Source organism: Azoarcus indigens (genome assembly GCF_004361735.1).
Classification (GTDB): domain Bacteria; phylum Pseudomonadota; class Gammaproteobacteria; order Burkholderiales; family Rhodocyclaceae; genus Azoarcus; species Azoarcus indigens.
On the sequence record NZ_SNVV01000005.1, the window covers coordinates 40,648 to 52,724 of the forward strand.

The window sequence follows — 12,077 nt, forward strand, 5'->3', positions numbered from 1 at the left end:
TTGTTATGGTTGGTGCGGCGTCCCGGCGTCCCGGCGTCCCGGCGTCCCGGCGGCCGGGTGTGGTGGCGGCGCATAATCGGCCTATCGTCTTTTCCCCCGGCCCACCGCGCCATGCACTTCGATCTCACCGACCTGCGCCTCTTCGTCCACGTGGCCGAGAGCAAGAGCCTGACCAAGGGCGCCGAGCGCAGCCATCTCTCGCTGCCGGCCGCCAGCGCGCGCATGAAGGAGCTGGAGCGCCAGGCCGGCGTGCGCCTGCTCTACCGCGCGCCGCGCGGGGTGGCGCCGACACCGGCGGGGCAGAGCCTGCTGCAGCATGCGCGCACCATGATGTCGCAGATCGAGCACCTGAAGAGCGACCTGCAGCGCTTCGGCCAGGGGGTGAAGGGCCACATCCGCATCTTCGCCAACACCACCGCCGTCACCGAATTCATGCCCGAGGTGCTGGCCACCTTCCTGGCGGAGCATCCGCAGGTGGACGTGGATCTGCAGGAGCGCCAGACCGGCGAGATCATCCGCGGCGTGCTGGACGGCACCACCGACCTCGGCATCGTCGCCGGCCCGGTGGATGTGGACGGCCTGGAGAAATACCACTTCAGCACCGACCGCCTGGCCCTGGCGGTGCCGCCCGGCCATGCGCTGGACCGCGCCGGCGCGGTGCACTTCGCCGAAACCTTCGCCCACGATTTCATCGGCCTGCACCAGGGCAGCACGCTGCAGCGCTTCCTCGACGGCCTGCTGCAGGGCGCCGGCGGCCGCCTCAACACCCGGGTGCAGGTGAGCAACTTCGAATCGGTGTGCCGCATGGTGGAGGCGGGCGTGGGCATAGGCGTGGTGCCGGAGTCCGCCGGCCTGCGCCACAGCCGCACAATGAAGATCGTGCTGAAGGCGCTGGACGAACCCTGGGCGGTGCGCGAGCGCTACATCCTCACCCGCCGCGGCGACTCGCTGCCGGCCTTTGCCCAGGCGCTGATCGACACGCTGTTCCGGCACCCGGGGCATGCGGCGTCGCTGGGCGTGCGGAGCGGGGGGAAGCGCAAGCGGGGGGTGTGAAAGAGGGGCGGGGAGGGGGTAAGGCGCGCCTCTTCGGCGTGATCAGTTGCCCTGGAGAGGAGGAGAAGCGGCGGCCACCTCCGCCACCTCGCCGATATCGGCGAACAACTCGCCCGCAGCCAGTCGCAGGTCCACGCTGGCGAACTCCACCGCTTCCTCGCCGGCATAGGGATGCAGCACCCACAGGCCGTCGCTGCCCTTGCGATAGACGTCGGTGGCGCGGCGGTCGATGTCCACCAGCACGTATTCGCGCAGGCTGGCCAGGCGGCGGTAATGGGCGAACTTGTCGCCGCGGTCGTAGTTGCCGGTGGCCGGCGAGAGCACTTCGACGACCAGTAGCGGATGCGCCTTGAACAGGCGGCTGGCCTGGTCGGCCGGGTCGCAGGTGACCATCACGTCGGGATAAAAATAGGCCTTGGCGGCCTCGACGTGCAGGCGCATGTCGCTGATGTAGGTCTGGCAGGCGCTGCCGCGCAGGTGCTGGCGCAACGCCATGGCGATGTTGAGCGCCACGGTGACATGGCGATCCTCCGCGCCGGCCATGGCGAAGACCTCGCCGTGGAGGTATTCGTGGCGCTGCTCCTGGGTTTCTTCCCAGGCCAGGTATTCGGCCGCGGTCAGCGGCGAGCCTTGCTGTGCGTATCCCATGGTCGGCCTCGCGGGCGTGGTGCTCGGGTGATTATGCGGCAAGTGGCGGCCGGGCCGCAGCAGGGGGGCAGCCGCTCAGGCCGTGCCCTCGCCGCCGCAGGCCAGGCCCTCCGCCTCCACCGGCACATACACCAGCAGGCGCTCGCCGTTGCGCGGGGCAGACCACCAGTTCATCTGCTGCAGCTCGACGAAGCTGCCGTCGGCGCGGCGGAAGCGCTTGCGGTGGTTTTCCACGCTGCGGACTTCGTAGCGCTGCCAGGTCTCGCGGAATTCGTCGGAGATGGCGAGGTAGCGCTGCAGATCGGCGTTCCAGACGGGGTCGTCCAGGTGGTCGGCCATGGCGGCGCGGAAGGAGGCGACCAGCTGCGGCATCACCTGCTCCCAGTCGGCGAGGTGGGCGCGCCAGGCGGGGTTGGTGAAGGCCAGGTAGATGCAGTTGCGCTCCTCCGCCGGCACGCTGGCGAGGTCCACCCCGACCAGCTCGCAGTAGGCGGCGTTGAAGCCGAGGATGTCGTAGCGCGGGTTCTGGATCACCGCCGGCAAGGGCTGCAGGCGGTCGAGGATGACCCGGGCGGCGGCGGAGAGCCGGGTGCATACGCGGCTCTTGGGCAGGCCGGCCTGGGGGAAGCCGGCCAGCGACAGCAGGTGACGGGTCTCGGCCTCGCTGCATTGCAGGGCTTCGGCGATGGCGTACAGCACCTGCATCGAGGGATTCACCGGCCGGCCCTGTTCGAGCCAGGTGTACCAGGAGGCGCTGACGTTGGCGAGCTGGGCCACTTCCTCCCGCCGCAGGCCGGGCGTGCGGCGGCGGCCGATGCGCGGCAGGCCGACGCGCGCCGGTTCCAGGTTCTCGCGCCGGGCGCGCAGGAAGGCGCCCAGCTCGTGGTTGCGGGGGGTGATTTCCGTGGCGGCCGACGGGGTGGCCGCGCTGGAAGAAGAGGCGGGCTGGGAGGCGACGAGGCTCATGGCGGTGGTCCGTATGAATGAGCGTGGGAGGGAGACGAGCCCGCGAAGACCCTGGCGATTGATGCGCTGTTCCGGCTGGGTTTCGCGGCCTGCATCGGCTCCATCGCAGCGCTGACTGGTAGTGCCAGTCCTAGGATGGACAGAGACTGGTACCAGTTTACCGCGCCGCGCATACTCCAGGCCATCTTGCCGGAAACGGCATTCCGAGTTCGCCGCCATGTCCCGAATCGCCCCCACATCCACGACTGCTCAGGCCGCCGCGACGCCCGGCCTGAGCATGGCCGGCCTGACCGTGCTGCTGGCCGGCCAGCTGCTGCCGCAGATCGACTTCACCATCGTCAACGTGGCGCTGGACGCCATCGCCCGTTCGCTGAACGCCGACGCCACCGGGCTGGAGCTCATCATCGCCGCCTACGGCGTGGCCTTCGCGGTGTGCCTGGCGATGGGCGGCCGGCTGGGCGACAAGCTGGGGCGGCGGCGGGTGTTCGAGTGGGGCGTGGTGCTGTTCTTCGTCTCCTCGCTGCTGTGCGGGCTGGCGCAAGCGGTGTGGCAGCTGCTGGCGGCGCGGGCGCTGCAGGGCGTGGCGGCGGCGCTGATCGTGCCGCAGATCCTCGCCACCATCCATGTGACGCTGCAGGGCCATGCGCACTCGCGGGCGCTGGGTTACTACGGCGCCATCGGCGGCCTCTCCTTCATCGTCGGCCAGGTGCTGGGCGGCTTCCTGATTTCGGCCGACGTCGCCGGCCTGGGCTGGCGCAGCGTGTTCCTGATCAACCTGCCGCTGTGCCTCGGCGTGCTCGCCTGCAGCCGGCGCTGGGTGCCGGAGACGCGGCGCGAGGGCTGCGCTGCCATCGACTGGCCGGGCACGCTGCTGCTGGCGACCTTGATCGTCTGCCTGCTGCTGGCGCTGACGCTGGGCCCCGGCCTGCGCTGGTCCTGGCCCTGCCTGGCCTTGCTGGCGGCGGTGCTGCCGCTGCTGGCGGCGCTGTGGCGGGTGGAGCAGGAGCAGGCGCGCCGCGGCGGCCATCCGCTGCTGCCGCCGGAGTTGCTGCGCCTGCCCAGCGTCGGCTTCGGCCTGCTGGTGGCCGTCCTGTTCTTCTCCGGCTGGAGCGGCTTCATGTTCGCGGTGGCGCTGACGCTGCAGAGCGGCGCCGGGCTGTCGCCTTTCGAATCCGGCAACGCCTTCATCGCGCTGGGCGCCTCCTACTTCGTCTCTTCGCTGCTGAGCGCGCGGGTGTCGGCGCGGCTGGGGCAGGTGCGCACGCTGATCGTCGGCTGCCTGATCCAGATGAGCGGCCTGCTGGCGCTGATGCTGACCTTCGAGCTGGTGTGGCCGCAGCCTGGCGTGTTCAACCTGATGCCGGCGACCTGCCTGATCGGCTTTGGCCAGGCCTTCATCGTCGGCAGCTTCTTCCGCATCGGTCTGTCGGACGTGCCGCAGCAGCAGGCCGGCGCCGGCGCGGCCATGCTGTCCACCGTGCAGCAGGCGGCCTTCGGCCTGGGCGCGGCGCTGATAGGCGCGGTGTTCGCCCAGGTGTTGCACGGCGGCGGGGACTACCGCCAGGCGGTGTTGGCGGCGCTGGGCAGCGAGCTGGTGTTGATGCTGATGCTGGTGAGCAGCGCGCTGGTGTTCCGCGGCCGGCGCAGCCGCCGCTGCCTGGCCTGAGCTTCAGCTTTCCGCGATGTCGGCCAGCAGCGCCGCCAGCGCCTGCGGTTGCGACATGAAGGGCGAGTGGCTGGCGTCCAGCGTGTGCACCCGGGTGGGATGGGCCGGCACGAAGGCGTCGGCGGCGGCGATGAAGCGCTGCTGCAGCGCCGGGCGTATCGCCTGGTCCTGCAGGCAGCGGATGTAGTGCCGCGGCACCGCGCCCCAGCGCGCGGCGGTGGTGGCGACCGGCGTGGCGAAGGGCGCGACCGGCACGTCCGGTGTCAGCAGGTTGGCGACGGCGGCGTAGGCGATGTCGTCCACATCGCCGTAGAAGGCCGCCTTGCTGGCGGCGCGGTAGGCCTCGTCGGCGCTGCGGTGGTTGATGCGCAGCGCGCCGACCGCGCTGGGGTCGGCCACGAACAGGCCGCCGACCCGCTGGCCCTCGTTCTCCGGCGCATCGATGTAGCTCACCGCCGGCACGCCGGATTCCGGCATGAAGGCGGTGAGATAGACCAGGTGGGCGATGGCCTCCGGTGCCCGCTCCGCCACCGCGCTGGCGACGATGCCGCCCATGCTGTGGGCGACCAGCACCACCTTGTCGTAGCCCAGGCCGCGCAGGCGCTGCAGCGTGGCGAGGGTGGCGTCCACGTAGTCGTTGAGCGTGACGCCGGCCACCGGCGAGGTTTCGGTAGCGAGCTTGGCCGGCCGCTGCGGCTGCTCCAGGTAGGTGGCGGGGAAGCGGGCGTTGAGGCCGTGGGCCGGCAGGTCGCAGGCGACGGCGGCATGGCCGCGCGCGGCCAGCAGCGGGATGATGCGCTCATAGGTCCAGGCGCCGTGCCAGGCACCGTGGACGAGCAGGAAGGGCAGGGCGGAAGAAGGGCGGCGGGTATCGCTCATGGTTTTGTCTCCTGTTGTCGTCGGCCTTGTCGGTGGCCGCTGGTGTGACAGCAGGATAGCCCCAAGCAGCGCCGCGGTGCATCGCGGCGCGTGCTCACACCGCCAGCTTGCGGCTCCAGCGCTGGTACAGCCGTTTCATCACCGCATGCATGGCGGCGCTGCGGTTGTCGGCGTCGCGCAGGGTTTCGGCGCGGCTGCTGACCGCCGGGTTGCCAGCGGCGAGTTCGCGGTCGATCTCATGGCCGTTGCGCTCCACCGACAGTTCGATGAGGGCCGGCGTCATCTCCAGGTGGCATTGCATGCCGAGGTGGCGGTCGCGGGCGACGAAGACCTGGTGGGGGCAATCGGCGCTGCTCGCCAGCAGAACCGCGCCCGGCGGCAGCTCGAAGGTGTCGCCATGCCACTGGAACACTGGGATCTCGGCGCCGGCGTCGCCGCCGAACCATTCCGCCGCGTAGGGAACGGCGGCAACCTTGATGCGCTGCCAGCCGATTTCCCGCCGCGGGTTGCGCCGCACCTGGGCGCCCAGCGCATGGGCGAGGATCTGGCTACCGAGGCAATGGCCGGCCACCGGGATGCCCTGGCGGTCGGCTTCGCGGATCAGCTGGAACTCCTGCTCCATCCACGGCAGGCCGTCGTTCACGCCCATGTAGCCGCCCATGAACACCAGGCCGGAATAGGCGGAGGGGGACTCCGGCACCGGCGCGCCATCCACCAGCGGAATCACCACCGAGGGGATGCCGAGCTGCTCCAGCACCGCCGGCAGCGCGCCGGGCGCGCCCACCTCGGTGTGCTGAAAGATGGCGACCGGCTTCATGGCTGGCCTCCCCGGCGAACGGATTGCTGCGACATCAGGCGAACCCCATCAGTTGATTCAGATGGTCCGGATTGTGCAGCAGAGTGTCGCTGGCGCCGTCGTAGATGATGCGGCCGCGGTCCATCACCACCGCCTTGCTGGTCAGCTCCAGCGCCTGGCGGGCGTGCTGCTCGACCAGGATGAAGGAGAGGTCGCGGTCCAGCGTCATCTGGCCGATGGCGCGCACCAGCTCCTCCACCACCACCGGGGCCAGGCCTTCCAGCGGTTCGTCCAGCAGCAGCAGGCGGGGGTTGAGCAGCAGCGCGCGGGCGATGGCCAGCATCTGCTGTTCGCCGCCGGAGAGCTGGGTGCCCATGTTGTCCTCGCGTTCCTGCAGGCGGGGGAAGAGTTCGTACACCCGCTCCAGCGTCCATTTGCCCGGCCGGGCGGTGACGGCGAGGTTCTCGCGCACCGTCAGCGAAGGGAAGATCCAGCGTTCCTGCGGCACCCAGCCGAGGCCGGCGGCGGAGCGGCGGTGCGCCGGCACGGCCACCAGGTCGCCGCCGCGCCACTGCATGCGGCCGCCGCGCAGCACGGTGGCGCCCATCAGGGTGGCGATCAGCGTGCTCTTGCCGACGCCGTTGCGGCCCAGCAGGGCCAGGGTTTCGCCCTCGGCCAGGGTGAGGTTGATGTCTTCCAGGATGACCGCGCGGTCGTAGCCGGCGCTCACGCCCTCCAGGCGCAGCAGCGGCGTGTCGCCGGCGGCGCTTGCCGCCGGCGCGGGGGAAACAGCGGTGCTCATCAGGCGTGGCCCTCCGAATTGCCGAGATACACCGTGCGCACCTCGGGATTGGCCATGATCTCGGCCGGCGTGCCTTCGGCCAGGATGCCGCCGGCCACCAGCACGGTGACGCGGCTGGCGAAGCGCGACACCAGGTGCATGTCGTGCTCGATGAAGAGCAGCGAGATGTCTTCCGGCAGTTCGGCGATCACCTCGAACAGCTCGGCGCTCTCGCCGGAGGGAATGCCGGCGGCCGGCTCGTCCAGCAGCAGCACCCGCGGCCGCAGCGCCAGCGCCACCGCCACTTCGACGATGCGCTGCTGGCCGTAGGGCAGGGTGCGGGTGAGCAGGTGGCCGACGTGGCCCAGGTGCAGCCGCGCCAGGATTTCCGCGGCCTCGTCCAGCGCCGCGCGGTGCTCGCCGGTGCGCTTGTACCAGCGCGCGGTGAGGCCCAGGCGCTCGCATACCGCCAGCGTCACCGACTGCATCGGCGTCAGCTCCGGGAACAGCGAGGTGACCTGGAAGGTGCGCGCCAGCCCGCGCTTGACGCGCTGGTCCGGCCGCTGGCCGGTGATGTCCTCGCCCAGCAGGGTGATGCTGCCGCTGGTGGCGGGCACGGTGCCGGTGAGCAGGTTGATGAAGGTGGTCTTGCCGGCGCCGTTGGGGCCGATCAGCGCATGGCGGGCGCCCACCGGCAGGCTGAAGTCCACCGCGCGGGTGACCTGCAGCGCGCCGTAGTTCTTGCTCAGACCGGCAGTGGTGAGGGCAATGCTCATGCCGCACCTCCCTTGGTTGCCGGGGTGGCGGGCGCCGCTTTGGCGGTGCTGGTCCTGGCCACCGGCAGCAGGCGCTGGCGCAGCGAGCGCAGGATGCCGAGCACGCCGCCGGGGGCGAACAGCACCACCAGCACCATCACTCCGCCGACGCCGAACTGCCAGTACTGCGGGTTGAGGTCGGACAGCAGGTCGCGGGCGATCACGAACACCGCCGCGCCCACCAGGCCGCCGTAGCGGTGGCCGGCGCCGCCCAGCAGCAGCATGATCAGCACCTCGGCGGAGAGGCCGAAGGACAGCGTTTCCAGCGCCACGAACTGGCTGGTCTGCGCCATCAGCGCGCCGGCGATGCCGGCGAAGACGGCGGCGAACACATAGGCCTGGCGCAGGCGGGCGGCGGTCGGCGTGCCGATGGCCGCCATCCGCTTCGGGTTCTCGCGCAGGCCTTCCAGGGTGAGGCCGAAGGGCGAGTCTATGACCCGGGTGGCGACGATGAAGCACAGCGCCAGCACCACGAAGGTGTAGAAGAAGGCGGTCTGGCCGAACAGGTCGAACTCGAACAGGCCCAGCACCGGCGATACCACCATGCCCTGCAGGCCATCGTCGCCGCCGGTGAGCCAGCGCGCGCGGTTGGCGGCCTCGAACACCAGCAGGCCGAAGCCCAGCGTCACCATCAACTGCGCCAGGTGCTGCACCCGCACTACCGCGAAGCTGGTGATGAAGCCGACCAGGCCGGCTACCAGGGCCGCAATCAGCAGGCCGGAGATGGGCTCGCCCCAGCCGTGCACCGCCAGCAGGCCGGCGGTGTAGGCGCCGATGCCGAAGAACATGGCGTGGCCCAGCGACAGCAGGCCGGCGTAGCCCACCAGCAGGTCCAGCGACAGCGCGAACAGGCCGAGCGCGGCGACGTGGGTGGCGAGCAGGTAGTACTCGGGGAGGAACAGGGCGACCGCGAGCGGTACCGCGAGCCACAGGGCGATCTCGCCGCCGCGCCGCCGCAGCCAGCCGGCCTCGGCGGTGGAGGGGGGACAGGATGGGGTCACGATTTCTTTCCCAGCAGGCCGTGCGGACGCCACATCAGCAGGGCGACCATGACTGCGTAAATGATGAAGGAGCCGATTTCCGGCAGGAAGTACTTGGTCATCATGTCGATGACGCCGACCACGCAGGCCGCCAGCAGCGCGCCGCCGACCGAGCCCAGGCCGCCGACCGAGACGACGATGAGGAAGAGCACCAGGTACTTCAGCGGGAAGGCCGGGGTGAGGCCGAGGATCTGGATGCCCAGCGCCCCGCCCAGGCCGGCCAGGCCGCTGCCGATGGCGAAGGTGAGGGCGAACACGCCGCCGACATTGATGCCCAGGCCGGTGGCCATCACCGGGTTATCCACCGCGGCGCGGATCTTGGCGCCGAAGCGGGTGCGCTCCACCCCCAGCACCACCGCGGCGGCGACCAGCAGGCCGACGGCGACCAGGAACAGGCGGAAGATGCCCACTTCCAGGCCGAAGAGGCTGACCTGGCCCTGCAGGAAGGCGGGCAGCACCACCGGTTGCTGGCTGGGGCCGTAGAACCAGGTGATGCCGGCCACCGACATGAAGGTGAGGCCGACGGTGAACAGCACCTGGTCCAGCGGGCCGCGCCGGTACAGGCGCTGGTACAGCAGGCGCTCGACGACGATGCTGGCGAGCGCCACCAGGGCGAAGGCGACGGGCAGGGTGACCAGGAAGGGCACCCCGGCCCGCTGCATCAAGGTGGTCGCGACATACCCACCGAACATGGCGAAGGCGCCATGGGCGAGGTTGACGAACCCCATCATCCCCATCGTCACGGAGAGGCCGATGCTGATCAGGAACAGCAGCATCCCGTAGGCCAGACCGTCGAACAGGACGGTGAGCAGTATCGCAAGCATCTGGTGCGTGCCTCCGTATGACGGTTACTGGGCTTCCTTGGCCGGGTCCTTGACCCGCTCGAACTTGTCGAACTCGACGTTCACCAGTTCGCCGTCGACCTTCTCCACCTTGCGGATGTAGACCGTCTGCACGATGTCGCGGGTGGCGGCGTCGATCTCGATCGGGCCGCGCGGGCTTTCCAGCTTCAGGCCCTTGAGCGCTTCCATGACCTTGTCGCCGCTAACGTCGCCCTTGGTCTTCTCCAGCGCGCCGGCGATGGCGGCCATGCCGTCATAGGCGCTGACGGCGAAGTAGCTGGGGCGCATTTCCTTGCCGAAGGCGGCGTAGAAGTTCTTCACGAACTTCTTGTTCAGCTCGGACGGGTGGGCGTAGGAGTAGTGGTGGCTGGTGATGAGGCCCAGCGCCACGTCGCCGGTGGCCTGCAGGTAGCTGTCGTCGGTGGCTTCGCCGGTGGCGAAGAGCTTGATGCCGGCTTCGTCCAGGCCGCGTTCCTTCCAGGCCTTGAGGAAGGCCGGGGGCATCACGCCGGAGGGGAAGAAGAAGAACACCGACTGCGGCTTCTCGTCCTTGATGCGCTGCACGTAGGCGGAGAAGTCCGGGTTGTTCATCGGCGTGCGTACGCTGCCGACCACCTTGCCGCCGCCGGCGGCGAAGGCTTTCTCGAAGGCATTGTGGGCGTCGGTGCCGGAGGCGTAGTCGGCCACCACCACATAGGTTTCCTTGATGCCGTTCTTCAGCATCCACTGCGCCATCGGCGCGGAATCCTGCTGCACGGTGAAGGATACGCGGGCGATGTAGGGCGAGCTGGTGGTGATCGCCGAGGAGGAGGCGTTCATCACCACCGTCGGGATCTTGGCCTGGGTGACGATGGGGGCGATGGCGTAGGCGTTGGGGCTGAAGTCCAGGCCGGTGATGAAGTTCACCTTGTCGCGCACGATCAGCTCCTGGGCGAAGCGCTTGGCTGCGTCCGGGCCGGGGCCGGCGGTGTCCTTCTTCACGACCTCCACCTTCTTGCCGGCGATCTTGCCGTCATGTTCCTTGAGGTAGAGCTGGATGCCGGCGTCGAACTGACGGCCGTAGTCGGCGTAGGGGCCGGAGAAGGTTGCGATGACGCCGATGCGGAGAGGATCGTCGGCGGCAACGGCAACGTTCGCCAGGCTCGCACCCGCGAGCGCGAGGGCGGCCAGCAGGCCTGCTTTCTTCATCATGGGAATCTCCACTTCATGATGCCCCTATCTCTGTGGGGCGGGGGTTGGCGGCCCGGCGGAGGTCTTCCGCCGGTACATCGTCCTGCGCGCTAGCGTGGCGGCAGGATCGCTTGTTCCCTCGTACCGGCGCGCCTCAGGCGAGCAGGGACTTGAGATCGAAGGATTCGTCTGCCAGCTGCGCTGCGCTGGCGCTGGCGCTGGCGCCGGCGGCAACCAGCTTGCGGCCCAGCATGTGCTCGGCCGGGCGGCTGGCAGTATGCACCGCCGCCATGCGTCCCTTGCGCAGGCAGAACACGGTGAAGCGGCCGCCGGCGGGATCGCCGCGGACCACGACTTCGTCGTCCGCCGCCATCAGGCCGGCCATCTGCAGCTTGGCGTCGTACTGGTCGCTCCAGAACCAGGGCACCGCGGCGTAGGGCTGTGGCGCGCCCACCAGCAGGCTGGCGGCGGCGCGGGCGAGGTCGTTGGCGGCCTGGATGGATTCCAGCCGTATCGGCAGCGCCGGATCGGGCGCATAGGGGTTGGGGAAGGCGGCGCAGTCGCCGGCGGCCAGCACGCGGGGCGCGGAGGTCTGCCCCAGGCCGTCGGTGAGGATGCCGTTGGCGCAGGCGATGCCGGCGGCTTCGGCCAGCCCGGTGTTGGGAATCACGCCGATGCCGACCACGACCAGGTCGCAGTCGATGCGCTCGCCGCTGGCCAGTTCCACCGCACACACCTTGCCGTTGTCGCCTTGCAGGGCGGAAACGGCCTGGCCGAAGGCAAAGCGGACGCCGTTGCGGCGGTGCAGGTCTTCGACGAAGGCGCTCATCTGCGGCGTGACCGCGCGGGCGAGCAGGCGCGGCAGGGCCTCGACCACGGTGACGTCCAGCCCGCGGCCGGCGAGGGCGGCGGCGACTTCGAGTCCAATGAAGCCGCCGCCGATGATACAGGCGCGGCGGGCGCCGCCCGCCGCGGCATCCAGCCGCAGCGCGTCATCCACCGTGCGCACTTCCAGCACGCCGGCGAGGTCGGCGCCGGCCACCGGCAGCGGCCGGCAGCGGGCGCCGGTGGTGAGCGCCAGCCAGTCATATTCCAGGCGGCTGCCATCGTCCAGCGCGACCTGCTGCCGCTCCGGCGCCAGCGCGGCGACGCGGCGGCCGAGCAGCAGTTCGATGCCGCTCTCGCGGTAGAACGCCTCGCTTTTCACCGGCAGCGATTCCACCGTGCTCTTGCCGGTGAGCAGGCCCTTGGACAGCGGCGGGCGCTGGTAGGGCGGCAGGGCTTCGTCGCCGATCATGACGATGCGGCCTTCGAAGCCGAGGTTGCGGGCGCTGGCGGCCAGCTGCAGGCCGGCATAGGAGGCGCCGGCGATGAGCAGGGCGGCACGTGCGTTCATGGCGGTCTCCACGGGGCGTCGCCGT

12 protein-coding genes are annotated in these 12,077 nt (G+C 70.2%); 2 read left to right on the top strand and 10 right to left on the bottom strand.

What is annotated here, in order from left to right; all coding sequences use genetic code 11:
- Positions 1-111 precede the first annotated feature (111 nt).
- The gene (locus C7389_RS07365) at positions 112-1,053 is read left to right on the top strand and encodes a LysR substrate-binding domain-containing protein (RefSeq protein WP_133589911.1); all 942 of its coding nucleotides are present in this window, start codon (positions 112-114) and stop codon (positions 1,051-1,053) included.
- 42 nt (positions 1,054-1,095) lie between these two features.
- On the opposite strand, the gene C7389_RS07370 is transcribed toward C7389_RS07365, so the two are convergent.
- Positions 1,096-1,701, bottom strand: a complete 606-nt coding sequence (locus C7389_RS07370; RefSeq protein ID WP_133589913.1) for a Uma2 family endonuclease — start codon at positions 1,699-1,701, stop codon at positions 1,096-1,098.
- A gap of 75 nt (positions 1,702-1,776) precedes the next feature.
- Positions 1,777-2,667, bottom strand: a complete 891-nt coding sequence (locus C7389_RS07375) for a helix-turn-helix transcriptional regulator (protein WP_133589915.1) — start codon at positions 2,665-2,667, stop codon at positions 1,777-1,779.
- Between the two features lie 217 nt (positions 2,668-2,884).
- On the opposite strand from C7389_RS07375, the gene C7389_RS07380 reads away from it, so the two are divergent.
- Positions 2,885-4,333 (top strand): MFS transporter, encoded by a 1,449-nt coding sequence (locus tag C7389_RS07380; RefSeq protein WP_133589917.1) that lies wholly within the window; start codon positions 2,885-2,887, stop codon positions 4,331-4,333.
- Between the two features lie 3 nt (positions 4,334-4,336).
- Here the strand turns inward: C7389_RS07380 and C7389_RS07385 are convergent, their stop codons facing one another.
- The 8 genes from C7389_RS07385 to C7389_RS07420 all read right to left on the bottom strand — a co-directional run bounded on the left by C7389_RS07385 (position 4,337) and on the right by C7389_RS07420 (position 12,052).
- Complete coding sequence (locus tag C7389_RS07385; protein ID WP_133589919.1) at positions 4,337-5,212, bottom strand: alpha/beta fold hydrolase; 876 nt, start codon at positions 5,210-5,212, stop codon at positions 4,337-4,339.
- A gap of 94 nt (positions 5,213-5,306) precedes the next feature.
- Positions 5,307-6,029: a type 1 glutamine amidotransferase gene (locus tag C7389_RS07390; RefSeq protein WP_133589921.1), complete on the bottom strand. Its 723-nt coding sequence runs from the start codon at positions 6,027-6,029 to the stop codon at positions 5,307-5,309.
- Positions 6,030-6,063: 34 nt separating this feature from the next.
- Complete coding sequence (locus C7389_RS07395) at positions 6,064-6,810, bottom strand: ABC transporter ATP-binding protein (RefSeq protein WP_133589923.1); 747 nt, start codon at positions 6,808-6,810, stop codon at positions 6,064-6,066.
- Entirely contained in the window at positions 6,810-7,565 is a 756-nt protein-coding gene (locus tag C7389_RS07400; protein ID WP_133589925.1) for an ABC transporter ATP-binding protein, read from the bottom strand. Before C7389_RS07400 ends, C7389_RS07395 begins: the two co-directional genes overlap by 1 nt.
- Positions 7,562-8,605 (bottom strand): branched-chain amino acid ABC transporter permease, encoded by a 1,044-nt coding sequence (locus C7389_RS07405; protein ID WP_211168332.1) that lies wholly within the window; start codon positions 8,603-8,605, stop codon positions 7,562-7,564. Before C7389_RS07405 ends, C7389_RS07400 begins: the two co-directional genes overlap by 4 nt.
- Entirely contained in the window at positions 8,602-9,468 is an 867-nt protein-coding gene (locus tag C7389_RS07410) for a branched-chain amino acid ABC transporter permease (protein WP_133589927.1), read from the bottom strand. Before C7389_RS07410 ends, C7389_RS07405 begins: the two co-directional genes overlap by 4 nt.
- A gap of 24 nt (positions 9,469-9,492) precedes the next feature.
- Positions 9,493-10,677: an ABC transporter substrate-binding protein gene (locus C7389_RS07415; RefSeq protein WP_211168333.1), complete on the bottom strand. Its 1,185-nt coding sequence runs from the start codon at positions 10,675-10,677 to the stop codon at positions 9,493-9,495.
- A gap of 133 nt (positions 10,678-10,810) precedes the next feature.
- Positions 10,811-12,052: an NAD(P)/FAD-dependent oxidoreductase gene (locus tag C7389_RS07420; protein WP_133589929.1), complete on the bottom strand. Its 1,242-nt coding sequence runs from the start codon at positions 12,050-12,052 to the stop codon at positions 10,811-10,813.
- Positions 12,053-12,077: the final 25 nt, after the last annotated feature.

What these genes read in the sequence shown, in the direction of transcription:
- C7389_RS07365 (WP_133589911.1), top strand. Translation starts at nt 112, where the DNA reads ATGCACTTCGATCTCACCGACCTGCGCCTCTTCGTCCACGTGGCCGAG.
- C7389_RS07370 (WP_133589913.1), bottom strand. Translation starts at nt 1,701, where the DNA reads ATGGGATACGCACAGCAAGGCTCGCCGCTGACCGCGGCCGAATACCTG.
- C7389_RS07375 (WP_133589915.1), bottom strand. Translation starts at nt 2,667, where the DNA reads ATGAGCCTCGTCGCCTCCCAGCCCGCCTCTTCTTCCAGCGCGGCCACC.
- C7389_RS07380 (WP_133589917.1), top strand. Translation starts at nt 2,885, where the DNA reads ATGTCCCGAATCGCCCCCACATCCACGACTGCTCAGGCCGCCGCGACG.
- C7389_RS07385 (WP_133589919.1), bottom strand. Translation starts at nt 5,212, where the DNA reads ATGAGCGATACCCGCCGCCCTTCTTCCGCCCTGCCCTTCCTGCTCGTC.
- C7389_RS07390 (WP_133589921.1), bottom strand. Translation starts at nt 6,029, where the DNA reads ATGAAGCCGGTCGCCATCTTTCAGCACACCGAGGTGGGCGCGCCCGGC.
- C7389_RS07395 (WP_133589923.1), bottom strand. Translation starts at nt 6,810, where the DNA reads ATGAGCACCGCTGTTTCCCCCGCGCCGGCGGCAAGCGCCGCCGGCGAC.
- C7389_RS07400 (WP_133589925.1), bottom strand. Translation starts at nt 7,565, where the DNA reads ATGAGCATTGCCCTCACCACTGCCGGTCTGAGCAAGAACTACGGCGCG.
- C7389_RS07410 (WP_133589927.1), bottom strand. Translation starts at nt 9,468, where the DNA reads ATGCTTGCGATACTGCTCACCGTCCTGTTCGACGGTCTGGCCTACGGG.
- C7389_RS07415 (WP_211168333.1), bottom strand. Translation starts at nt 10,677, where the DNA reads ATGATGAAGAAAGCAGGCCTGCTGGCCGCCCTCGCGCTCGCGGGTGCG.
- C7389_RS07420 (WP_133589929.1), bottom strand. Translation starts at nt 12,052, where the DNA reads ATGAACGCACGTGCCGCCCTGCTCATCGCCGGCGCCTCCTATGCCGGC.